The following is a 23,924-nucleotide window of genomic DNA, read 5'->3' on the forward strand; positions in this document are numbered from 1 at the left end:
TAAATACTAGAATATATTTCCTTTACTTGCATATGTATAAAAACATATACGTTTGTTATAGAATAAATACGGGAATACTGGATAATATGGTATATTATTAGATTTATATAGGGAGTTGATCAAATGACTGAGTCAAAGGTTCGTGTAAATGATAATGGACCCTATATTGTAACTGGTTCATTCGAATTGACAGATGCGACAGGGGAAAAATTTGAAACAAAAAAGGCAATATCATTATGTCGTTGCGGGCATTCAGAGAATAAACCTTTTTGCGATGGATCTCATAAAAAGATCGACTTTGACAGTGCTCCGCGTGCAGACAAAAACTAATTCGACGAGACATTCACAATTGACTTTCATGGTGACTAAAAAATCCGAAGAAAAGACGATTTTCCTAATTGGAAGGAGGAAATCGTCTTTTCTAAATCTCCGATAGATAAACTTTCATGTATCTATTCAATTTTCACCATAGTCTCACTTCCTATTTATTATCTTTCCCAGTGATTTTTGATTGACCACCAATATGCTTGAAAACTTATTGCTGATCTTTCTTATCGTGTCACACGCAAAATCCTCTTCTGGTATGCCAGCGCCATAAAGAATAGTAACGGCAAGTTTCTGTGGCATAAACCCACTCCTTGAGGCTCAGGTGTTAAAATTTCATCAAAATACTGATGATGGTAATTTAATAATATATCACTCCAGAAACATACGTTCATTTTCAGCATCTGCCGTATCGTATGGATTTCTTTTAAACTCCAGCGCTGGCGAGAACAATCAGTATCAGAGCCAGTATAGGGAATATAATCAATAACCAATTAATAAAAACCAAAGTTTGAATCATAAGGCTATTGCGATTACCAAACTTTCTTTTGATATACAATATAGATATTAAGCCAATAAACGAAGAAAACAATAAGAAAAGTCCTCCAAAAGTGGATATGGAACCATCGAATAACATCCCAATGAAGTAAGCGGTATACATTAAATTGATCACAAGCAATACGATCGGAAACAATAATTTATTTGAAAAGATGGATGAAATCATCACCACTCCCTTTTACAGGTAAAATTCCAGGTACGGGATTTGTTACACCTAACACATGAATCTGCCCCCCTTTAGCTTTCTAATAAAACTCCCCAATGCATACCATCCTCTCTATTGCCATTATATGTTTTAAATCATTCCTAATATGACTTTATTTGCTTCAGAAGAAAGATCTCGTATTTCTAGTTTCATTGTTAAACGCAATATATTGTATATCAAAGTGATTGTTTTTATAGTATAATAGGCACATATAATACATCATATTGGAGGGTGAATCATTATGCCAATACCAATTGATCATTCAAGGCCAACTCGCAAATCCGCAAAGGAAAGCGCATTCAATCAACTACAACAATGGATTATCGATGGAACTTTGCACCCCGGTGAAAAGTTGAATGATTCTGAACTCGCTGAAGCACTTGGTGTGAGCAGGACTCCTATTCGGGAATCATTACAGTTATTAGAAGCACAGGGCTTTGTAAAAATGTATCCGGGTAAAGCGACACAAGTAACGGAAGTGGAAAAAGACTCACTCAATGACCTTCTCCCTACTCTCGCTGCATTACAAGCCTTATCCGCTGAACTAGCCATTGCCAATATAACTGATCAGACGATTACACTTCTGGAGAATATGAATGAGCGTTTTTCCAAAGCAATTCATTCAGAAAACTACTTCTCCGCTTTAAAAGTTGATGAGGAATTTCACCAAATCATTGTAAACACAGCTAATAATGCCTATATTCATAATATCGTTACTTACTTACAAGCTCATGTTCGAAGACTATTTTTCCATAACTCTATCTTTCTAACCAAACAATCAATTACCGAACACAAGACAGTAATTCAATTAATGAAGAAAAAGAAGATCAATGAAGTTTCTGCAGTGATGCGGAAAAACTGGCTTCGGGCAATCGATGAATTTCGCTTATTTAAAAAGCAGTAAGTAAAAGCCGTTTTCTATATCAATGAATAGAAAACGGCTTTTATATTTTATATTATGCGTGAGCGGTAGATAGCTGCTGTACTCGTGCTATGATTCCTGTGATCAAGATAACAGCAAGCACAGGCACCAGCCAGCCAAGTCCCTCATTATATAATGGCAATGATTTTTCATAAAAAGCTATTATCGATGTCAGCCATCCGGCATAGTCCATTTCAAATTGATCGAAAAGCGTCTTGATACCATCAATAATACTAATCATAAATGTAACAATTGTAGCCGATACATAAACCATTCTTGAATGGTTAAACAATGGGGACAAGAAAGCTAAAAGCATCACCACAATGGCAAGCGGATATAGAAACATCAAAACAGGGACTGAGTAGTTAATAATATTTGTCAATCCGAAATTTGCAATGATAAATGTGAGCGTTGTAAAGAACGTGACAAATACTTTGTAACTTACTTTCGGAAATAGGGAATGGAAGTATTCCCCACACGATGTCATCAGCCCTATACTTGTTGTCAAACAAGCAAGGATAATAATAATGGATAACATCATCGTTCCTGCTAGTCCAAAGTAATGCGAAGCAGCATTCCCTAATACAGGTCCTCCAGTCTCAAAAAGGCCAAATACTTCCGTGCTTGTTGCTCCCAAATATGCAATGCCTGTATAAATGATGCCTAAAAATAAGACTGCAACAATACCTGATTTCGCTGTTGCTGCCAGTACACCTTGAGTGGATTTCACACCAAACGATCGGATAGCATTGATAACGATAATACCAAACACAAGAGAAGCTAACGCATCCATTGTGTTATAACCTTCTAAAAACCCATTTAGGAAGGCTCCGCTTTTATATGCTTCTTGTGGTGCTTCAATAGACCCCATCGGATTTATGATAGCCGTCACTAACAAAAATATCAAAAGAACAATGATAGCCGGAGATAATAGTTTACCAAATCGTTCAACTAGTTTTGCCGGAGTAAGTGAAAGCCAAAGGGAAGCTGCAAAGAATAGTGCTGAGAATAGGAATAAGCTTATTTGACTATATTCCTCACTTACAAACGGTGTTATCCCAACGTCATACGCAACTGCACCTGTACGTGGAGCTGCAAAAAATGGACCGATCGTCAAATATAGTAGACTAGTAAAAATAATACCATAAATCGGGTGAATTCTTCCTGCAAGTTCCTGTAAATTACGACTTCCTGAAAAACCTATTGCTAAAATTCCCAAAAATGGGAGCCCGACACCCGTAATCAAAAACCCGATTACCGCAGGCCAAAGATTCTCACCCGCATTTTGACCGAGTGTGGCAGGGAAAATTAAATTTCCTGCTCCAAAAAATAGCGCAAATAACATAACCCCGATTATAAAATAGGATGAAAATGATAGTTTCTTATTCATGTAAACGCCCCTTGATGTTAAACTCTATTGTCAGATTCTTTTGCTAAATGCAATATATTAGTGAATCTATATTACTATCTTTTTCTGCAAAATGCAATATATCATACTAAATTTTTTGATGATTTCGACTTAAATTGACAATGCCTACCGCCTCCATGCTGGCGATAGGCTAAATTGATCGTTTATCCTTCTATTATTTTCACTAATACTTTTCTCTTCCTCGGACCATCAAATTCACAAAAATAAACACTTTGCCACGTACCTAAGATCAAACTGCCATCTGAAACAATCAACATTTCGCTTGCACCCACCACTGAAGATTTCATGTGACCATCTGAATTTCCCTCCATATGAATATATTCTTTTTTGTTCGGAAAGGTTTCATTCAATCCTAATTTCAAATCCGTTTTCACATCTGGATCTGCATTTTCATTGATAGTGATGGCGGCTGTTGTATGCGGACAATAAACGATCATAATCCCATCTTTTATTCCGCTTTCAGTAAGAGCCAGCTCCAACTGTTTGTCCAAATTGGTAAACGATTGCTTTTCTGTTGTAGAGATCTCAAAGGAATATAATGTCTTGCTCAACCTGATCCGTCTCCTTCCAATCTTTTCTTAATTACCCTTAAAAAAATATTACTGCACAAACCCTGCTAAATATTGATCCTGCATCAGTACCTCATATGAATCCTGATTTCGGGTCACATCAACCTCCACGATTTTTGGTTCTGTTAAAGCTTCTACCTCATTATACTTTTGAATTAATATTTCTATATTTTTTGCATCTAGCTCTTCCTTGCCAATCTCTTCATTCTCATAGAGTTCCTTTAATTCTTGTCCAGCTTCTTGATAGATAGAAGCATCATCAATCCCCTCAACCGAGACGGTAACGGCTATATCTCTTTCTGTTTGGACTGTTACATCTACAATTTCATATTTGGTTTTTGAAAGTGCACCCAAAAAGGCATCAGCCAAATCGTTAATTTGCTTGTCTGAAACACTCGATCCTTGCATATTTTGTTTTGTGTTTTGAATATAGAAATCTTTAAATAGATTTTTTTGCATTTGCCCGTCAGATTTTTTATCTTCTTTAGAATCCGGGGCCTTTTCCATGTATTTATCTACATTTTGAAAAACAGTTGCTTGAATCAATGCATCAACATAAGCAGATGCCTCTTCTTCATATTTTTTCTCGTCTTTTTTACTTAATGCATGTGATTTATCTTTCTCCTTTGTAGTTTTGTCACCCGTGAAATCGGGTTTTTTGATCTCATCAATGTCATTATAGTTCGAATACTCATATACTACCTTTTGATCATAATCACGATTCTTTCCATCAACAAATTGAGAATACTTCATTTCCTCTTCAAAGGTTTCAATTTGATTCGTATCTTTGTTAATTTCTACTGTGATAGTTAGCTTATCGACGGTAAGGTCTTTCGCTTCGACATCTCTCCCCAAAACATCTGCTAAATTTTCATTATATGTATCAGCAAATCCTTGCATTAATTGCAATTTATCTTTATCACTTCCACTATAAGTAAGAATGAAATGTTCATCCTTATCCTCCATATCAAATTTCTCATATAGATCGGAATCAAACTCTTTTAAGTAATGAATTTGATTTTTATGTTGACTCATTTGATTATCAAATTTCATTGCAAATACATTTTTTTCTTCAATTTGTGGCGCTTCTGTCTTGCCATCTAACGAAAGAAGAAAGCCATCCTTATCTTTATACATCACTACCCCTTCATTATATTTCAAAAACCCCACACTATTTTTATAATCATATTTTTCAACGCCCTTATCCTGTCCACCTTCATAAGACTCCATAAATTCAACTTCCAGTGATTCCAGATCCTTATGTGCCTCTTCCGTCTTTTTTAAAATTTCAGCAACGGATTGTTCCTTCGCTGAGGTATCTTTGGAGTCTGAATCCTTTGATTTAGATACGGAAGAATCGGAATTACATGCTGCTAGTAATAATAAACATAAAACAATAAATAATACCAAAAATTTCCTCATAGTTCCTTCCCTCTCTATCATTTGAAAAATTCATGCTATTTGCATTATATACGAAAAAGAAATTTATTACATTAAAAAGGGGGAAGGGGAAATTCCGGAAATTTTTGTGATCTAAATGAAACGACGTCTATCCTATCTAAACCGTTTTATTGTAAAATAATTATTGGGTTTGAAAATCTTATTTGAGGAGAAGTTCAAAATGACAGGTACTTCACACGCGGTGATTGGAACTGCGTCAGGATTTATTGTTGCTAATTATTTTTCAGCCACTCCTTCTGCAACACTTCTTTTCATGGGATTAGGACTAATTTCAGGATTGATCCCTGATCTTGATATTGATGGGAAACTTAGCGGTAGAATCACGATATCCCATAAAATCATTCGGTCGATTGCCCAGTTAATCGGAGTTTTGCTGATCACTTATAGTTTTTACGGGGGGTCGGATGAAGAAAGAACGATTGGCATTGGAATTGGACTGGGAATGATTATACTTTCTTCACTCATCAAGCAAAAACATATGCTGCTCATTACAGGTATTGGTGTTGTGACAGGAGGATATTTTTTAGACGAAATATGGTTATTCTTGCTAGGGATTTATATTTTTATATCTGCTTGGGTTCCTCATCGCAGTTATACCCACTCGATCATTGGTCTTATTTTCTTTGGAATAATTGCCTTCCATTTAGAAGCAGCTCTTGATATGAAAGGTATTTATTATACTTGTATCATTGGATATATTAGCCATTTAGTGGCAGATAGTAAACTTCTTCCCTTTAATAAACGAGGCATTCCGCTATTCCTTCCAGTTTCAACAAAAGAAATCTAAATATCCAATCGTGAATGAATCACTTCTTATATTGCCATAATAAAATAAAAAGGAGTGATCATTTTGGGAGAATACAGTCATTTTCGTTATGGCCAAAAAGCGCCTAATAACGGCATATACCGTGAGATAGGAGAAACAGGAAATAATGTAAACGATCCAAAAATAGTTAAACTTAAAGCAGGAGAAAAATTTCCGCAAAACACGAATCACGACCGCGTATGGACCTATGAAAAAGGCTAGTAAGAATGGGGGACAGTCCCTCATCACTTTAAAGTGGTGAGAGACTGTCCCCAAATAAATCAAGCTGTTTTGGTGCAAGTCCTTCGTATTTGACCTTCAGCATCGATTGCAGTTCTTTTGCGTTACTCGATGCGTTTCCGCCGGAATTATTGTTAAACAAAACAATAATCTGATTGCTCTTGGTCATAATCTATAAAAAGGGATTGGAATACCGGTTAATAAATGGAAAATAATCAAAAGCTAAGATATTATTTTTTTCCCTTAAAAAGTTTAATAATTGTATAGATGATAAATGCTGCAACGATATATACCAAAAAAAATACCAAATAACCCCATAGACCCATCACAGCATCAGCAAATTCCATATTGCCGCGGTTGGTGATTGCCTGCTGTAGCTCTATTGCAAACACCAAAACAACCATAACAGTAAATGTATAAATAAAGGATAGTATCGTTATACTCCACTGCATCTTTTCTATAATTTTAAAACAAAAGTAAACAATAAAATAGGTAATGATCCCTATAATTCCTATAACCCAAAAGTGGAGTTCCTTATCGGTCATATGTACACCAAACGTATCTACTAAAATATCATGAATATCATTCATTCTATTTGCCATCAGTTTAATAAGTTCTCTCATCATGTTTCCTCCATATTTATATTCAAATAGGACTTATTCGGATATTTGTGATTTTGGCAAATAAACATGAAAGGCTGAGCCTGTTCCAGGTTCACTATCCACCATAATCGATCCACCATGTAGACTGATAATTTTCTTTACGATCGCTAGCCCTAGGCCTGTACTATTCTTCGTACGTGTACGCGCCTTATCAACTTTATAAAAACGGTCAAAAATCTGGGTTATATCTTCCTCTGCAATCCCTATTCCGTTATCTTTAACAGTAACGTAAACGCCAGATTTTTCACAATTTGCCGTTACTATTACTTCTCCTCCCTTGTCCGTGTAGCGAATCGCATTTGTAATTAAATTCATCCAAACTTGCTGTAAGAGCCTCGGGTCCCCTACTGCCTCACATGGATTGAGGTTCATTTCAAAGGCAATACCTTTCTCCCGCCATTGCCACTCTGTGGAATACACAACTTCCTTCAACTGCGCCGCTAAATCAAATGCAATTTTTTCACTGCTCTCCATCTCACTATCTAAAAACGAAAGGGTTAGCAGCTGTTTACTTAAAGCGGATAATCGTTTACTCTCTTTTTCGATGATTGTTAAATAATGTATTCTTTCTTGCTCAGATAAATTTTCATTTCTTAATGTTTGTGCAAATCCTTGAATTGACGCAAGTGGAGATTGAATTTCATGAGAGACACCGGAAACAAACTCTTGTCTCTTTTCTTCTGTTTTTTCCAAACTATTGCTCATGATAGAGAAATTATTAGCAAGTCGGCCAATCTCATCACGGCGATGAACATTCAATTTTAAATGATAATTCCCAGCTGCTATTTTTTTTGTTGCTTCTGTAAGTTTCTTTATCGGATTAACAATAAAACGTGTACTTATTAATACTAATAAAAAGCTGAATAATAAAGCAAATAATAATAACACTGCTAGAAAGACACGCATTTCTCCAAACTGCTGGGATGTATTTGGACGTACAAATAACGCCTGTCGTTCATTATCCAGAGTAACCGGTACACCCACTGTATTTTTTAGTTCATTATCAAAAAAGCCAGTAACAAAAGGTTTCCATGGAAATTGTGCAATACCATGATATACGTTTCCTTCTAAAACATGATCGATGTACTTCGCTTTTAGATTATTTTTCCGAAAAGGTTTACCATAAAACTGCTCATTGCCATTTTGGTCAATAACATAAAACTGATAACCTAAATTTGTCATCGAAGCAAAAAAAGTTGAAATGTCCCGATTATCATTCTTTTCCAATACATACACAATATTTTGAGCTATTTTAGTAATTTTACGATCATTCTCCGGTTTTAGGTAATGCTGATAATAGATATTGGTCACTGCAAAGGCAATAATCGAACTTGCTATCATGATGGCCATTGTTGTAACAATAATTCTGACATAAAGTGTTCGCATGATACTGACCTCCGAACTTAATCTGATAGGTGAGGTGGTACCTATTCCTTAACTTCCTCCAACTTGTACCCCAATCCGCGTACCGTCTGGATAGAGAATTTGCTCTGCTCGGGAGAAAATCGCTCTCTGAGACGTTTAATATGTACGTCAACCGTTCGGTCATTACCAATAAAGTCATTCCCCCAAACGAAGTCAATTAACTGTTCACGAGAGAAAATACGATCTGGATAACTAGCTAATTGTGCCAGAAGTTCAAATTCTTTCAAAGGTAAAATAATTGTTTTGTCACCAATAGCGACTTCATAATTCTTGCGATTAATCGTTATTTCACCCACATGGATTTTCTCTTCATTAATCATCTGAAAACGACGAAGTAGTGCCTTGATCCGGAATAAAACTTCCTTTGGTTCAAATGGCTTCACAAGGTAATCGTCCGTACCTGCTAAAAAGGCTTTTTCCTTATCTATAATTTCTCCTTTCGCTGTAAGCATAAGAACGGGAATATCATAATATGCACGAATTTCTTTACACAATTGATATCCGTCTATATTAGGCATCATAATGTCCACAATTGCTAAATGGATTTGGTTTTCTTCGAGACGTTTCAGAGCATCTTGACCGTCCACTGCTTCAATTGGTTGATAGTGTTCCTTTTGCAAGTAAAAGCGTAATAATTCACGTATATGCGGATCATCATCCACAACTAATATATTTATCATCATTATGCCTCCCTCAAATAGGATAGAAAAAGCTGCTTTCCCTTTTAGAGATTGCAGCTTTACAATTAATTATTCATTCCCAGTAATTCTTCAATGACCGTTACAACTCGATTCGCATATTTTTCACAGGCTTCCTCTGTCGGGGCTTCTACCATTACTCGAACAAGTGGTTCGGTACCCGATGGTCGAACAAGGACACGTCCCTCTTCTCCCATTTCTGTTTCAACTTCCTGAATTGTCTCTAGAATGGTTGGATTAATTAATGCTTTTTGCTTATCGATGACTCTTACGTTTTTTAATACTTGTGGGAAAATAGTCATTTCATTAGCAAGCTCTGATAGGGGCTTTCCTGTTTCCTTCAACACATTCAACAGCTGAATCGCTGATAACATTCCATCCCCTGTAGTATTATAATCAAGGAAAATAATATGTCCTGATTGTTCTCCGCCTAAATTATAGCCGCCTCGCCGCATTTCCTCCATCACATAACGATCACCAACATCCGTTTTATCACTACGCATTCCATTCTCTTCAAGTGCTTTATAAAAGCCTAGGTTACTCATAACAGTTGATACAACGGTATTATGACGCAAAAAACCTTTTTCATTCATATATTTTGCACAAATAAACATGATCTTGTCACCATCGACAATGCTGCCGTTCTCATCTACAGCAATTAATCGATCACCATCTCCATCAAAGGCAAGCCCGATATCAGCCTTTTTTTCTTTAACAAACTCCTGAAGCTTTTCCGGATGTGTGGATCCTACTCCATCATTGATATTTAGTCCGTTTGGAGAGGAACCAATGGAATAAATATCCGCCTCCAAATCTGCGAACAGATGGGTTGCTAAACTAGATGTTGCACCATGTGCACAGTCTATAGCAATTTGCATACCTTCAAAATCATTATCAATCGTTTCTTTTAGAAAAGAAAGATATTTTTGCCCGCTTTCAAAATAATCGTTTACGACCCCTATATCTGCTCCTATAGGACGCGGTAAGTTATCCTCGCCCTCCATTAAACGTTCGATTTCTTCTTCTTGGTCACTGGTTAATTTAAAACCATCGGGGCCGAAAAATTTAATCCCATTATCTTCGACAGGATTATGAGAAGCTGATATCATGATTCCAGCCTCTGCGCTATTTGCCTTCGTAAGATAAGCAACTCCTGGTGTTGACACAACACCTAAACGCATTACCTCCGCGCCGATTGATAATAGACCTGCAATGAGGGCACCCTCGAGCATATAGCCTGAAATTCGTGTATCACGGCCTATAAGGATTTTTGGGCTCTTAATTTCTTTTGTTAAAACATATCCGCCAAATCTCCCGAGTCTAAATGCCAATTCTGGTGTTAATTCACCATTGGCAACCCCTCTTACACCGTCTGTTCCAAAATATATTCCCATGTTGTACCTCTCCTTTACCCCCTTAAAAGATGCAGGGAGAACAATATCATTAATTTAAATGCCGTTTTTACATACTTACATGTATATTTACTGGTGTTATTCTATTCATTTGCTAAAGAATTGACTTCGATCGTGACATCTTTTAAACTACTGCTTGCATGAATATCACTTGACCCTTCAATGGTTATCGGAATTTCATGCTCTCCTTCTTCTAAACCATCCACATCTATAAAAGCACTGAAATCTTCTTCTTTTAATTCTTTTATTTCCTTTTCATCGCCTTCTACAGTGATATCCACCACTGCATTGCTTGGATCAACGAAAACTATTTCTTGTTCATCATCTTGGTTTAGAATTTCAATAGGTATATTCTCTAAAGTTTTATCTGAAGATTTAAGTTCATCCGTTTTTTCTTCTTCATCTGATGAGCCCGATGACTCTGTTGATTCATTTGATTCTTTCAGGTTTTTTGATTCCATTTCTGATTCAGACTTTGATTTAGACTTTGATTCAGACTCTTGTTTATCTGTTTTTTTTTTCGTATCTTCATCGTCTTTAGTGCTTGCTGAATCAGCTTCTTCCTCTTTCGTTTCTTCAATGTTAACCTTAACCTTTATCTTATCATCATCTATTCTTGCACCTTCTGGAACTTTTAGATTTGTATTAATCGTCTCTGATTTATTTATTTCTGATAAGTCAATATCCTCCGTAGATATATTATCAATTTCAGCTAACACATCATTTGTTCCGTATATCGTTACTTCCTCTTTATTAGGTGATAGAGAAACAAGCTCATAATCATCTGGCAGCTTTCCCTTTGTTGGAACATCAATAGATACAGTCTTACTTGGATTATGCACATCCACAGAAACAAGGATATTTTCTGGCTCTACATGCACATTTAGTGTATTTCCCTGGCTATCATACACATTGATAGGAATCTCTCGCTTATTAATGGGTTCTGTTACATCTGCAACATCGATATACACTTTAACCATCGCTATTTGATCAATTACACTTTTTGAACTTGTTATGGTTACTTGGCCAGGATCTACTTCTGGTTCGCCAAGCTCATATCCTTCTGGGAGTTGTTCTTTATTCATAAACTCCGCAAAAACACTAAATTCTTTCGTCTCTCGCTCTTCAATCGTTACATCAACTGTTTTGGGCTCAATATAAGCAGAGAGACCTTTAGGTATATTTTCATGCTCAATTTCTACCGTATGTTTACCCTCACCTAGGCCCTCAAGGTCTACAAAAACATTAAAGTTTCGCTGCCTGACAGTTGGTGTCAGTATACTGTTTATCCCTTCCAAAGAAACGGATACATGTTCAGGAACTCCACTTACAACATAGCGTTCATCGTCGATACGTATATCTACTGGAACATCTTCTACGGTTTCCGTTTCGTCATTTGAACTGGGAGTAAATCTTGAATCAGACTGTGTGGTATTCGCTTCTACATTAACAAAAACATAAAGCATAATCGCAAATGCCAAAGAGAGCACACGTACAAACCATTTACTTTTAAACCACTTATCCATTCTTCTTCCCCCTCCAATTCCTTGTTTTTGTTTCAGGGGTTTTTAAGTTTAAAGTTAAATTTTCTTGCAAAAATGCTCGTAAATCGCTTTGATTAAAATCTCTATGCATTTCACCATTTCTTGTACATGTTATATTTCCTGTCTCTTCTGAAACAACAATTGTAATTGCGTCAGTAACTTCACTAACTCCCATTGCAGCTCTATGTCGCGTACCCAATTCTTTCGATATAAAGGGGTTTTCTGATAATGGCAGGTAACAAGCAGCTGCGACTATTTCTTCGCCGCTTAGAATAACAGCTCCATCATGCAACGGTGTATTCGGTGTAAATATATTCGTTAATAACTGATGGGTTAGCTTTCCGTTTATCGGAATACCTGTTTCTGCATATTCTCCCATCCCAGTTTCCCTTTCGATTGTAATGAGTGCACCAATACGACGTTTTGCCATATAATTGCACGATTCAATAAGTGAATCGATTGTTTTTGCCAAAATTTCTTCCTCTGATTTTGTACTTCTTGAGAAAAGGCTTCCCCTTCCTAATTGTTCTAATGCTCGTCTTAATTCAGGCTGGAATAGTATAATGATGACGAGAAAACCCCATAAAATTGCTTGATATGTAATCCATTGTATTGTTTGTAAGTCAAACACAATACTAAACATTCTTACAGCCAGTACAATGATAATCCCTTTCAGGAGCTGTATCGCTTTCGTACCACGAATCCACATTAATAATTTATATAAAACATACCAGACGAGAGCTATATCTACGCCTATTCTTACTACATCTAAAAGATCAAATCCCCCATCAAGCATGTTCCCACACCCTTTTACACGTGAATTTCTATAAAAATCTATTTAAAGACGTCTAACAGTATATATTATACCACATTTCATGTTAGTCCATAAATATTTTCATTTCTTTGATTTGTTAGTGTAACCCCCCTGGCATTGAAATCACAAAATTTGTAACAAAGTTTAACTTGCATTTAGCTGTGGGATTTTATATTATAGATTATTGGAATGGAGGTTTATATGAATGAGAAAAAATTCTGGATTATTAAAGGAAATTGAACATTGTCGGGAAGAAATGATATCACTTAGCAATATTCATCCTCTAACTTCTGACATCGTTGTGAAGATCAGCATGAGGTTGGATGATTTAATAAATGAATATCAAAATGAAATATGCATAAATAAATAAAAAAGACATTAAATTTCACATTAGATAAAGAAACTTAATGTCTTTTTTACTTTTCTATTTTAATTTTTCGCCGAATAAAGATCCTATTAACCCGACAGCTACTGATGCCGTTTTATTTTTATCATCCAGAATTGGATTAACTTCAACAAATTCCGCTGATGTTAAAAGATTTGATTCAGCAAGCATCTCCATTGCTAAATGGCTTTCACGATAGGTAAGTCCGCCAATAACTGGCGTTCCTACACCTGGGGCTTCTGACGGATCCAAACCATCTAAATCAAGGCTAAGATGCAATCCATCTGTACGCGCCTCCAAATAATCAATTGTCTCAGCCATTACTTTTGGCAGCCCCATTAAATCAATTTCATGCATCGTATATACTTTTATTCCCAGGTCACGAATATAATCCTTCTCACCCGGGTCCAGACAGCGCGCACCAATTATTACGACATTCTCTGGCTTAATCTTAGGTGAGTACCCTAAAATATGTGTCAATCTTTCGATACCAACACCTAGATTAGCAGCTAATGGCATTCCATGAATGTTGCCCGATGGTGACGTCTTATCAGAATTCAAATCACCATGTGCATCATACCAAATAACTCCTAAATTTTCATAGTGTTTAGAAATCCCAGCCAGACTTCCGATCGCTATACTATGATCGCCACCTAAAATTAAAGGAAAGCGCTGTTTCTTTATTTCTTCATCAACCATTTTTCCCAGTTCTTCATTTGCTTCTGCCACCTGTGGTAAATTTCGCAGCTTATTTTTTTGTTCCCTTTGTTTCCTGTCGGGGCGCGAAATCGAGATGTCACCTAAATCATCAATATCGTATTTTAATTGCTCGAGTCTTTCAATAACACCTGCATATCTAATTGCGCTTGGTCCCATATCAACACCTCGCCGACATTGGCCTAAATCCATTGGGACACCGATAATTGAAATATTTTCATTCATGACAGTCCCTCCCTCTGCTTTTCATTTTATCCAAAAACAGATCAATGACTCAACCAAGCACAAAAATGCATAATTATACAAACTTCTAGATTTAAAAGCAGGATCACCCCATGAGTCATCCTGCTTTATTATCAGTGATAAGATGATGAAATTGTCGAAGCTCCAGTACCGTATAGTTCAATATCCAGCGGTTTAATCCCCGCCGCTTCCCATGCACGGAACAGATCTTTTGCTTTTTCCTTTGACGGCATAAATGCAATACCACAATCACCGCCACCAGCTCCTGATGGTTTACCAGCACCACCGAACTGTTCAGCTAAATCACATAGTTTACCTAATAATGGAGTTTCTATATCGACGTTAGTATTATTTCCTACAGTAGATAAAGCCTGTCTGTTTTTCTTTACTCCACTTAATAGAAGATCTATATCGTTTTGTTGCATCCCTTGATAAAAATGAGTAACAGCTTTCGCACTATCATCAAGAAACTGCCCAAATTGAGATGTATTATTTTGTTTAAGCTTTAAAACTTTATCAACTAGCTTAGCAGTAGAGGCTGGATTACCTGTCCACCCTATACAAATATGTACATTTTCAGGTAGACTAACTGGATGAACGGATAGATAAGACCAATTTTCTTCTAGTAATTCCATTAAAGAGTTAGCATTCCTATACATCTCCTTTAACCACTCAGCTTGAAAGGAGGCGTACTTTAGCATTCCACCATAGGATGAGGCCGCAACATCAGCACCAGATCCATTACCTTGCGTTTTTACATGCGAAATAGCCGCAAGCTTGAAAATGAGAGATGCGGATGGGTTTGGTAAATATTTTTTCAATATCGCAGCAATGATCGAAGTGACTACAGCAGCACTTGAACCTAAGCCATATTTCACTCCAGATATGTCATCAAGTTCACTTTTTACTTTTAACGAGAAACCTCCCGTAGTAATACTATTTTCTTCTAAAAAATTTAAAGCAATAGTCATCGCATCTTTCGCAAAACGGATACGATCATCGTTTGCATGAACGTTAATATTACTATTTTCATAGTCCCAAGTAATATGATTAAGATTAAAATTCTCTAAGGTTAAGAAGTTTTCATGGCTTTCCTCAATTGTGGCATATACAAAGCGGTTAACCGCCATGACGACTAACTTATGGTGAGGCTCAAGTACAGCAAACTCACCAGCGATCATTAGTTTACCAGGAACCTTTATGGTCAATGATGTCTTGGACAAAGCGTTTCAACCCCTATTTATAGGATATTCCCTGACCCGCACGACTTAGAATAACATCTGTTACACCAGGTACATGCATTAGTGCTGTTTTAATTTTTTCTTCATTTTCCGGTAAATAAAGCACTTTTACATTTGGTCCGGCATCAATCGTAAAATAAGCCGAAATGCCACCTTCTCGCAAGCTTTGCACAGCCTGCATGACAGTCATTGTTGTATCGGCCCAATACGTAAATGGCGGATTTGCCCCAAGCGTTGTTGCATGCATTCTTAGACAGTTTGCTTCTGCTATCTGACCTACCTTTTCAAAATCACGTTCCTGAATCCCTTGCTTTATCTGTTCTAAATCATTAGGAATACTATCAACCCAGCTCTGAAAAAATGCAGAGGTATCTACCGTTCTTCTCATACCTTCCCGGCTTGAAACCTTCTTCATATCAGCCGACAAAACAACCGCAGCAACCCGAATATCCCAATGTTCAACGGGAGCTATTGGGACAGCATATGAGTCAGATCCATCTGTTTTTACGCCTTGCTGCCACTCAGCAAATCCGCCATAAATCGAACGGCAAGCTGAGCCAGAACCTTGTCTTGTTATCCGTGAAAGTTCATAATCGCTTAGTTGCAATCCCATTGCCCGGGTTGCAGCTCCTGCAAGAGCAGCAAAACCAGAAGCAGAGGAGGCAAAACCTGCAGCCGTTGGCACATCATTAATCGAATGAACATCAGCGTATAGCGTTTTATCACTTAAATTCCTAATTAAATCCAGAAAGCTTCGAACACGATCGTACTCTACCCCTGTAATACGCTTATCATCTAAAGTAAATATATCCTCTGATAAATCTTCCCGAAATTCAACAGAAGTAGTTGTACTAAAACCATCCAATGTTAGAGATAAGCTATTATTCGTTGGCAATATGAATGACTCATCCCGTTTTCCCCAATATTTGATTAAGGCAATATTCGTATGTGCTTTAGCTGTCGCCTTCATGATAGATATATCTCCTTTTCTTCTCCCTGAATCAAAGGTATTTATGATTGATCCTTTTTCCGTAAAACAAATGGCCACACAGCATGTGCACCAAATCGTCTTAACTTTTCAGAAAGCTGTCTTGAATGCACTTCATTTTTTGCTAGTGCAATAATACAACCACCATTTCCTCCGCCAGTAAGTTTTGCACCTAAAGCTCCTTCTTGACGGGCAAAGTAGATCAATTTGTTTAATCCCGCATCACTTACACCGAGCGCCTCTAATTCTTTTTGTGCCTCGTCTAACATCTTGCCCAATATTTGTTTACCAGCCTTTTCCAAAGCATGCTTTGCCTGGTGTGTTAATTCCCCGATGCGATCCAGTTTGGACTGAATGATTTTAGGAGCAGCTTTAAGCAGCTCTGTTACGGATTCAACTGCTAAACGTGTATCTCCTACTCTTCCGGAGTCAGCTACAATAAAGTGAAAATCGTCGCTAAGATTGATAAATTCGATGGAGCGATCTTTCTCATACCACACTGGTGATTGTGACATGATAGTTAATGAATCAATGCCACTTGGTGCTCCATGTGCATAGGTCTCAGAAATATTTGCGAAATAGAGTAACTCTTCTTCTGTATAGGATACGTTAGCATAAGCAAACAAGGATCTAACCACCGCGACTGCAACGGATGCACTGGAACCAAGGCCCTTACCAGGGGGTATCGATGATTGTATTTGAACTAATAAATCCTCACAGGGCATATTAAGATACTTTAAGGTGCTTTTAATACAATTGACAATGCCTTCTAGTGATTCTGGGGCTGAATCAATTGGACCATGATAAAACGAACTGTCAATTTTTACAGAACCAGGGACATATTCAATAACGGATTCCACACCAACTAATGGAAAAGGAATTGCAATTGCAGGCTGCCCATGGACAACTGCATGTTCGCCAATTAATATTAATTTACTATGAGCTATGCCGATAGCTATTTGTTCTGAGGTTGTTGCCTTTTCTGCACTCATTTTATATACTCTTCCACCAATTCTTTTGCTTTTCCGACACGAATTTCTTTTACATCGACTAATTTCTCAGCAATAATATCGATCATCTCCCCAGTAGCCCCTGCTGCAATTGCAACAGAACGAGAATGTAGTGCCATATGCCCTTTTTGGATCCCATCAGTTACTAATGCTTTTAATGCCCCAAGATTTTGTGCCAATCCAACCGATACAATAATTTGAGCAAGTTCTTGCGCCGATTCCACGCCTAAAATTTTATGCGCTAATTTCGAAATTGGGTGGACGTTTATCGAACCGCCAACAGTACCAACGGACATAGGCAATTCTAATTCGCCGACCAAATTCCCCTCATGATCCACATACCATGTTGTCATGGAACCGTATGAACCATGACGGACTGCATATGCATGTGCGCCAGCTTCAACTGCGCGCCAGTCGTTCCCTGTAGCAATAACAACTGGATCTATTCCATTCATTATACCTTTATTATGCGTCACTGCTCGATATGGATCAGAGGCAGCAAACTCATATGCATGTACAACTCCATCGCGAACTTCTTCACCAGTATAGTTTTCATCTGCTAATAATTCAGGAGGAATCACACAACGTGCACGGGCTAAACAACGATCAGCATAATTGGAAAGAATACGTAAATAAACTTTCCCATCTGTTAGCTGTTCTACAATTGGAGCTAATGATTCTACCATTGTGTTTATTATATTCGCACCCATTGCGTCGCATGTATTCACATATAAATGTAAGACAAGCATTTGGCTAAAGGCGGATCCGGATTCTTCATTTAGAATACGAACTTCTAAATCTTCTGCTCCGCCACCTCTTGCAACCATACTTGGGTAGGCAGCATTTGCATCTTCAATCAAAGCTTGTTTTTCTTTCAAGATAGCGTCCTTTGCAGCATAAATATCAGGACACCCTACAACTTGAATCTGGCCAATCATCAATCTATCTGTAGCCTCTGTCGTAAAGCCCCCAGCTTCCCTAACAATTTTTGCAATATAACTTGCAGAGGCAACAACAGAAGGTTCTTCAATAGCCATTGGGATCGCATATTCCTTCCCATTAATTAAAAAATTCAACCCTAATCCGAGTGGAAGGGGAAAGGAACCCACAACATTTTCTATCATTTTATCCGCAGTACCGACTGGCAGCGGTTCCGCAGAAAATAAATCATTCTTTTCTTCCCCAGAAAGACCATACATTTTTGCCACTAATGCTCTGCGCTCTTCAACTGTCATATTATAAAAACCTGGAATTCTAGAAGTTCTCACGCTACCTCATCCTTTTGAAGTCCATAATTATTTACATCTAAAATATCTATATAAAGCCTTCACTTTTATTTTTCTCAAATAGTAATTATAACATGTTTTATAATTTTTGTATCTATTATGTTAAAAAAGAGTACAAAATGCAAATAAACAAGGTTGACTACAATCATAGCGACCTTGTTTGTTCATGTACTTTATTTTATGTATGATGTATAACCTTAACATTTTTATCATTTTAAGTGGTGAGCCATGGAGGATTCGAACCTCCGACCCTCTGATTAAAAGTCAGATGCTCTACCGACTGAGCTAATGGCTCCTGTATTGTAGTTTTCTTATTTTGTATGAGCGTTTATCATTGGCGACCCCTGCATCTTCCAGCTTATTCAAGGAGGTTAGGTGCTTCGGGGTTACTCGCAGCTGATTCGGTGGGAGCTTTGCTCGTTGCTCTACCGACTGAGCTAATGGCTCCTGTATTGTAGTTTTCTTATTTTGTATGAGCGTTTATCATTGGTGACCCTGCATCTGCTGACTTTTTTCGAAAGTCATTTTTTATGTAGAATAACCTAGATTATATTAATTTTCAATTCAAAAATTGCTCTAAAAACAAAAAAATGGCTGGGCTGCTAGGATTCGAACCTAGGCTACACGGGATCAAAACCCGATGCCTTACCGCTTGGCTACAGCCCAACAATCGTATAAATATATGGTGGAGGGGGGCAGATTCGAACTGCCGAACCCAGAGGGAGCGGATTTACAGTCCGCCGCGTTTAGCCACTTCGCTACCCCTCCATATTCTTGCCTTTAGTACATTTATTATACATATAAATGATACATTTTAATTGAAATGGTGCCGGCCAGAGGACTTGAACCCCCAACCTACTGATTACAAGTCAGTTGCTCTGCCAATTGAGCTAGACCGGCATTTTTACATTTATTAAATGATAAGATTTTAAATCATAACGATCCCTGCATTTTCTAACTTGGCAGAGATAATATGTGTGTCCGAAGACTTCCTTTTATACTATAAATGAAAAACACTCAAAATGCAATAATTTGAAATGGTGGAGGATGCAGGGCTCGAACCTGCGACCCCTTGCTTGTAAGGCAAGTGCTCTCCCAGCTGAGCTAATCCTCCCACAGCATAAAATCTAATATGCTTATTTCAGTAAGATAAATTTAAAACCATCCACTTCGAAATAGCTTTTTTTATAAACAATTGGTGACCCGTACGGGATTCGAACCCGTGTTACCGCCGTGAAAGGGCGGTGTCTTAACCGCTTGACCAACGGGCCTAGCACTAAATAGTATAAGAACAAAAAACAGCTCATATATCTTTTTTAAAATGTTTGTCGTAAACCAACGAATCTTATTATATACAGATTAAATATTTTTGTAAAGAGTAAAATGCATTTTTTTATAAAAATTTTTTTCTATCATGATTTCAGGGCAAAAAGGCTATAATAACAGTAACTTTTCATGATAAACAGTACGCTTATGATACACAGTTTTTTCTATATAGTAAGATTGTATATGCTTCTTTAAGGAAATAAATTAAGTTATAATAGGAAATATAAAATATTTTGGAGGTGCCACATGTCAAGTTTATTAGAAGGAAAAAATATTGTTGTCATGGGTGTTGCAAATGAGAGAAGCATTGCATGGGGAATAACAAAATCATTACATAATGCAGGTGCGAATCTCATCTTTACTTATAGACAAGAGCGATCTTACCAAAAATTAGTAAGGTTACTTGAAAAAAATAATATTACACCAAAGTTAACTGTATCTTGCGATGTCGAAAGCGATGAAAGCATTAAGGTAGCGTTTAAAGAAATAGAAGACAAAGTTAATGTCATTCATGGCCTCGTTCATTCCGTCGCATTTGCTAAAAGAGAAGAATTACAAGGCGAGTACGCGGATACATCTAGGGATGGATTTTTACTAGCGCAAAACATTAGCGCTTATTCCCTAGTAGCTGTCACTAAGCAAGCAAAAGCGTTAATGACAGAGGGCGGAAGTATCGTAACACAAACCTATATCGGTTCAGAACAAGTTATACCAAATTATAATGTCATGGGAGTTGCCAAAGCTTCACTCGAAGCTAGTGTCCGGTATTTAGCTGAAGATATGGGTAAATATGGCATCCGTGTAAATGCTATCTCTGCTGGACCGATACGTACATTGTCTGCTAAAGGAGTATCAGGATTTAATGAAAAGACTTCCATCATCGAGGAAAAAGCCCCTTTACGTCGCAATGTAGATCAAGATCAAGTTGGGGACGCCACATTATTCCTAGTAAGTGAGTTAGCAAGAGGAATAACAGGTGAAGTATTACATGTTGACTCTGGTTACCACATTATTGGCAGTTAAGCACCGTTTTGCCGCCGGGTAAACAAAAAGAGCGTGGATCTAATGATATGCTCCCCTTAAGGTAGACAGATTAAAAAATAAAAATCTGTTTTCACCTTAAGGGGAGTTTTTTATGTCCAATAAATATAAATTTAACTCTAGTAAATTTAAGTATGAAGTGTTAAAGGCATATAAGAATGAAAATTATACCTTAATAGAATTATGTTCAAAATACGGAATTGCGGATGTAACTCTGTATGATTGGGCTGAGAAACATGAGAAATATGGTCTCAAAGGATTGGAGGGCTCAAGGACATTGAAGTCATATTCTAAAGATTTAAAACAAGTAGCTGTAGAAGATTATATATCAGGGGAGCATTCTCAACGTGAGGTCATTCGCAAGTATGAAATTTCTAGCACATCAGTACTCCGAAAATGGATAAAGCAGTATAATGGTCATAGAGAATTAAAAGATACGACAAAGGGAAGGACGAGCTCTATGACTAAAGGGAGAAAAACGACTTGGAAAGAACGAATTGAGATTGTACAAGATGCTTTAGCGAATGGGAAGGATTATCAATAAACTGCGGATAAACATCAGGTATCTTACCAACAAGCATATCAATGGGTACGTAAACACGAAGATGGTGGATGGGATGCGTTACAGGATAGAAGAGGACGTTCTAAAAGTCAAGATGAGTTAACTTCCGAAGAAAAAATGAAGTTAGAAATGCATCGAATCGAAAATGAGAACGAACGTTTACGTGCAGAGAATGCTTTCTTAAAAAAGTTAGAGGGGATCGAAAGGAGGCGAAAATAAGCCAAGTTAGATTTGAAGATAAATATATCGCAATTTAAAGAACTTCATGAAAGTGAAGAATTAAGTATTGTTTTACTATGCGATATTGCAGGTATTTCGCGAGCTGCTTACTATAAATGGTTAAAACGTATACCATCCTCTCGAGAACTTCAAAATGAAGAAATCATAAGGGAAATGAAAATTCTCCATGAGAAAGTTGAGGGTATCTATGGTTACCGTCGAATGAAATTAAACATCAATCGAAAGTTTGGCCAGAATTTTAATCATAAACGTATTTATAGACTAATGAATGTTGCGGAGAATATATTGAATCGTAAATTTACAGCTGAAAAACCAAATGAAAAATGGGTCACGGATGTCACTGAATTCAAATATAGTACCTCTAAGAAAGCTTATTTAAGCGCCATTGTATATGGTAGTCTAAAACTGAACCACCATCGCACTTGAAAACTGAACCACTTCAGTAGAAAATATCCTTAGCATAACTGTCGCTAAGGAGGAGCTGGAGTGATCACTTTGAAGATAAAGCAAAAAATAATCCAATTATATTTAGAAGGTCTAAGTGAACGAAAAATTGCAAAGCGAACAAAGAAAACAAGAAATACAGTGCGCAAATATATTAAGCAGTTTAAACAGAGTAGACAAGAAGATGTGCAGGATTTACCGATTACAGAGGAGGTACTTCGACCTCCAACTTATAAAAAAAGAAATGGAAAACAAAAGGCATTAACTGAAGAAATAAAAGCTAAATTGAGAAGCTATATTAAAGAAAACCAGTGGAAAAAAGAGCATTATATGTCAAAGCAGCAAATGAAAATGACGGATATGCATGAAAAGTTATTAGATGACGGACACAAGATTAGCTATACAACGGAACGAAATTTTGTGAACAAAGAAACATCAAAAATTAAAAGTATATTATTTAGCGATTTTCACTTTACCCTATAGCAACTATCGATTCGCGAGAATCTATGAATCTCAATCTATGGTTTGTGTGCTAGATGTTCATGTTGATTTTATTAACCATACTGGTTTTATACCAAGGGTATTTACATATGACAATATGAGAACAGTAGTAAAGCAATTTGTAGGCACAGAAAGAACAATAACAGACAGTATGGTTCATTTATCAAACTATTATGAGTTTAACATTCGATTGTGCCAACCACGAAAAGGAAATGAAAAAGGGCATGTGGAAAGAAGCGTTGATTTCATTCGTAGAAAAGCATTTTCAGCAGTTTATTCTTTTCAAAGCTTACAAGAGCAAGTATGCATTTAGAATCAACGTTAGAAAAGTTAAATAAAAGAATCTATCACGAACATAAAGTGTCACATCATGAATTGTTGAAGCAAGAAGCAGCACACTCTAAACCAGCTATTTCATCCTTTAATCCATCGGATATGATAGAAGTGCGAGTGAACAAATATAGTACAATTGTTTTTAAACAAAATCATTATTCTGTCCCGGAGGGACACGTTGGGAAGTACATTAAGGCCAAAGTAGGTGCAAAGAAAATTAAATTATTTGTGGAAGGAGAATTAATCGCTGTTCATGAAAGATGTTGGGGACTACATCAGTGGAATATGGATATCAACCATTATTTAAAACATTCGAAAGAAAAAAAGGTGCTATCGCCCAAAGTGAATGTTTGAGGCAAGCACCAACCAAAATAAAAAATATCTACTACGAACATTATATAGGAAAAGAAAAGGAATTTCTAGAATTACTCTTTTATATACAATCGAATAACAATATTGATGAAGTGATAAGCGTCGTTGAGCAACTTAAAACAATACGTCCAGATCATGTTTCGACAGAAAGAATTTTATTTTTATGC

General features: G+C 36.9%; 22 protein-coding genes, 6 tRNA genes and 3 pseudogenes. 10 read left to right on the plus strand and 21 right to left on the minus strand.

Annotation, left to right across the window (positions count from 1 at the left end; translation table 11 throughout):
• The first annotated feature begins 123 nt into the window (after nucleotides 1-123).
• Both J2Z81_RS07500 and J2Z81_RS07505 read left to right on the plus strand, forming a co-directional pair.
• On the plus strand, nucleotides 124-330 hold the full coding sequence (locus J2Z81_RS07500) for a CDGSH iron-sulfur domain-containing protein (RefSeq protein ID WP_029269501.1): 207 nt from the start codon (nucleotides 124-126) through the stop codon (nucleotides 328-330).
• A gap of 998 nt (nucleotides 331-1,328) precedes the next feature.
• On the plus strand, nucleotides 1,329-1,991 hold the full coding sequence (locus J2Z81_RS07505) for a GntR family transcriptional regulator (RefSeq protein WP_226371044.1): 663 nt from the start codon (nucleotides 1,329-1,331) through the stop codon (nucleotides 1,989-1,991).
• A gap of 52 nt (nucleotides 1,992-2,043) precedes the next feature.
• Here the strand turns inward: J2Z81_RS07505 and brnQ are convergent, their stop codons facing one another.
• The 3 genes from brnQ to J2Z81_RS07520 form a co-directional block, all read right to left on the minus strand.
• Nucleotides 2,044-3,399 (minus strand): branched-chain amino acid transport system II carrier protein, encoded by a 1,356-nt coding sequence (gene brnQ / locus J2Z81_RS07510; RefSeq protein ID WP_029269497.1) that lies wholly within the window; start codon nucleotides 3,397-3,399, stop codon nucleotides 2,044-2,046.
• Nucleotides 3,400-3,581: 182 nt separating this feature from the next.
• Entirely contained in the window at nucleotides 3,582-3,989 is a 408-nt protein-coding gene (locus J2Z81_RS07515; RefSeq protein WP_226371045.1) for a secondary thiamine-phosphate synthase enzyme YjbQ, read from the minus strand.
• A gap of 48 nt (nucleotides 3,990-4,037) precedes the next feature.
• Nucleotides 4,038-5,429, minus strand: coding sequence for a DUF6612 family protein (locus J2Z81_RS07520; RefSeq protein WP_029269493.1), 1,392 nt, complete (start codon nucleotides 5,427-5,429; stop codon nucleotides 4,038-4,040).
• A 199-nt stretch (nucleotides 5,430-5,628) separates the two neighbouring features.
• Here J2Z81_RS07520 and J2Z81_RS07525 point away from each other — a divergent pair, with 199 nt between their 5' ends.
• Both J2Z81_RS07525 and J2Z81_RS07530 read left to right on the plus strand, forming a co-directional pair.
• On the plus strand, nucleotides 5,629-6,255 hold the full coding sequence (locus J2Z81_RS07525; protein ID WP_029269491.1) for a metal-dependent hydrolase: 627 nt from the start codon (nucleotides 5,629-5,631) through the stop codon (nucleotides 6,253-6,255).
• Between the two features lie 63 nt (nucleotides 6,256-6,318).
• Nucleotides 6,319-6,495 (plus strand): YjzC family protein, encoded by a 177-nt coding sequence (locus J2Z81_RS07530; RefSeq protein WP_084179226.1) that lies wholly within the window; start codon nucleotides 6,319-6,321, stop codon nucleotides 6,493-6,495.
• 28 nt (nucleotides 6,496-6,523) lie between these two features.
• On the opposite strand, the pseudogene J2Z81_RS15805 reads toward J2Z81_RS07530, so the two are convergent.
• The 7 genes and pseudogenes from J2Z81_RS15805 to cdaA all read right to left on the minus strand — a co-directional run.
• Nucleotides 6,524-6,658: pseudogene (locus J2Z81_RS15805) on the minus strand (hypothetical protein); the annotation flags it as partial.
• An 85-nt stretch (nucleotides 6,659-6,743) separates the two neighbouring features.
• Nucleotides 6,744-7,136, minus strand: a complete 393-nt coding sequence (locus J2Z81_RS07535; protein WP_226371046.1) for a hypothetical protein — start codon at nucleotides 7,134-7,136, stop codon at nucleotides 6,744-6,746.
• Between the two features lie 33 nt (nucleotides 7,137-7,169).
• Nucleotides 7,170-8,561, minus strand: coding sequence for a HAMP domain-containing sensor histidine kinase (locus J2Z81_RS07540; RefSeq protein ID WP_029269488.1), 1,392 nt, complete (start codon nucleotides 8,559-8,561; stop codon nucleotides 7,170-7,172).
• 41 nt (nucleotides 8,562-8,602) lie between these two features.
• Nucleotides 8,603-9,280 (minus strand): response regulator transcription factor, encoded by a 678-nt coding sequence (locus J2Z81_RS07545; RefSeq protein ID WP_029269486.1) that lies wholly within the window; start codon nucleotides 9,278-9,280, stop codon nucleotides 8,603-8,605.
• A gap of 65 nt (nucleotides 9,281-9,345) precedes the next feature.
• Entirely contained in the window at nucleotides 9,346-10,692 is a 1,347-nt protein-coding gene (gene glmM / locus J2Z81_RS07550) for a phosphoglucosamine mutase (protein ID WP_226371047.1), read from the minus strand.
• 101 nt (nucleotides 10,693-10,793) lie between these two features.
• A complete protein-coding gene (locus tag J2Z81_RS07555; protein WP_226371048.1) occupies nucleotides 10,794-12,236 on the minus strand; it encodes a CdaR family protein in 1,443 nt (480 codons plus the stop codon).
• Nucleotides 12,229-13,050: a diadenylate cyclase CdaA gene (gene cdaA / locus J2Z81_RS07560; RefSeq protein WP_029269480.1), complete on the minus strand. Its 822-nt coding sequence runs from the start codon at nucleotides 13,048-13,050 to the stop codon at nucleotides 12,229-12,231. The genes J2Z81_RS07555 and cdaA overlap by 8 nt, the downstream gene beginning before the upstream one ends.
• A gap of 223 nt (nucleotides 13,051-13,273) precedes the next feature.
• On the opposite strand from cdaA, the gene J2Z81_RS07565 reads away from it, so the two are divergent.
• On the plus strand, nucleotides 13,274-13,438 hold the full coding sequence (locus J2Z81_RS07565) for an aspartyl-phosphate phosphatase Spo0E family protein (RefSeq protein ID WP_084179223.1): 165 nt from the start codon (nucleotides 13,274-13,276) through the stop codon (nucleotides 13,436-13,438).
• Nucleotides 13,439-13,492: 54 nt separating this feature from the next.
• On the opposite strand, the gene rocF is transcribed toward J2Z81_RS07565, so the two are convergent.
• From rocF to J2Z81_RS07620, 11 genes are all read right to left on the minus strand, one after another.
• The gene (gene rocF / locus J2Z81_RS07570) at nucleotides 13,493-14,395 is read right to left on the minus strand and encodes an arginase (RefSeq protein ID WP_029269478.1); all 903 of its coding nucleotides are present in this window, start codon (nucleotides 14,393-14,395) and stop codon (nucleotides 13,493-13,495) included.
• A 131-nt stretch (nucleotides 14,396-14,526) separates the two neighbouring features.
• On the minus strand, nucleotides 14,527-15,636 hold the full coding sequence (locus J2Z81_RS07575) for a phosphomevalonate kinase (RefSeq protein WP_226371049.1): 1,110 nt from the start codon (nucleotides 15,634-15,636) through the stop codon (nucleotides 14,527-14,529).
• 13 nt (nucleotides 15,637-15,649) lie between these two features.
• Complete coding sequence (gene mvaD / locus J2Z81_RS07580) at nucleotides 15,650-16,624, minus strand: diphosphomevalonate decarboxylase (protein WP_226371050.1); 975 nt, start codon at nucleotides 16,622-16,624, stop codon at nucleotides 15,650-15,652.
• Between the two features lie 41 nt (nucleotides 16,625-16,665).
• A complete protein-coding gene (mvk, locus tag J2Z81_RS07585) occupies nucleotides 16,666-17,634 on the minus strand; it encodes a mevalonate kinase (RefSeq protein ID WP_226371051.1) in 969 nt (322 codons plus the stop codon).
• Nucleotides 17,631-18,920, minus strand: coding sequence for a hydroxymethylglutaryl-CoA reductase, degradative (locus J2Z81_RS07590; RefSeq protein WP_029269470.1), 1,290 nt, complete (start codon nucleotides 18,918-18,920; stop codon nucleotides 17,631-17,633). Before J2Z81_RS07590 ends, mvk begins: the two co-directional genes overlap by 4 nt.
• 237 nt (nucleotides 18,921-19,157) lie before the next feature.
• Nucleotides 19,158-19,233 (minus strand) — tRNA-Lys (locus tag J2Z81_RS07595).
• A 296-nt stretch (nucleotides 19,234-19,529) separates the two neighbouring features.
• A tRNA-Gln gene (locus J2Z81_RS07600) sits at nucleotides 19,530-19,604 on the minus strand.
• Nucleotides 19,605-19,621: 17 nt separating this feature from the next.
• A tRNA-Tyr gene (locus tag J2Z81_RS07605) sits at nucleotides 19,622-19,706 on the minus strand.
• A 56-nt stretch (nucleotides 19,707-19,762) separates the two neighbouring features.
• Nucleotides 19,763-19,838 (minus strand) — tRNA-Thr (locus tag J2Z81_RS07610).
• A gap of 138 nt (nucleotides 19,839-19,976) precedes the next feature.
• Nucleotides 19,977-20,052, minus strand: a tRNA-Val gene (locus J2Z81_RS07615).
• Between the two features lie 82 nt (nucleotides 20,053-20,134).
• Nucleotides 20,135-20,209, minus strand: a tRNA-Glu gene (locus J2Z81_RS07620).
• 301 nt (nucleotides 20,210-20,510) lie between these two features.
• Between J2Z81_RS07620 and fabI the strand changes: the two genes are divergently transcribed.
• The 5 genes and pseudogenes from fabI to J2Z81_RS16270 form a co-directional block, all read left to right on the plus strand.
• Nucleotides 20,511-21,287, plus strand: coding sequence for an enoyl-ACP reductase FabI (fabI, locus tag J2Z81_RS07625; protein WP_029270947.1), 777 nt, complete (start codon nucleotides 20,511-20,513; stop codon nucleotides 21,285-21,287).
• A 112-nt stretch (nucleotides 21,288-21,399) separates the two neighbouring features.
• A complete protein-coding gene (locus tag J2Z81_RS07630) occupies nucleotides 21,400-21,849 on the plus strand; it encodes a helix-turn-helix domain-containing protein (RefSeq protein ID WP_156947750.1) in 450 nt (149 codons plus the stop codon).
• A gap of 12 nt (nucleotides 21,850-21,861) precedes the next feature.
• A pseudogene (locus tag J2Z81_RS16190) lies at nucleotides 21,862-22,086 on the plus strand (helix-turn-helix domain-containing protein); the annotation flags it as partial.
• 12 nt (nucleotides 22,087-22,098) lie between these two features.
• Entirely contained in the window at nucleotides 22,099-22,533 is a 435-nt protein-coding gene (locus tag J2Z81_RS07640; RefSeq protein ID WP_051681515.1) for an IS3 family transposase, read from the plus strand.
• 60 nt (nucleotides 22,534-22,593) lie between these two features.
• A pseudogene (locus J2Z81_RS16270) lies at nucleotides 22,594-23,924 on the plus strand (IS21/IS408/IS1162 family transposase); the annotation flags it as partial.

It is taken from the genome of Virgibacillus alimentarius, assembly GCF_017874635.1.
In the GTDB taxonomy this organism is placed as follows: domain Bacteria; phylum Bacillota; class Bacilli; order Bacillales; family Amphibacillaceae; genus Virgibacillus_B; species Virgibacillus_B alimentarius.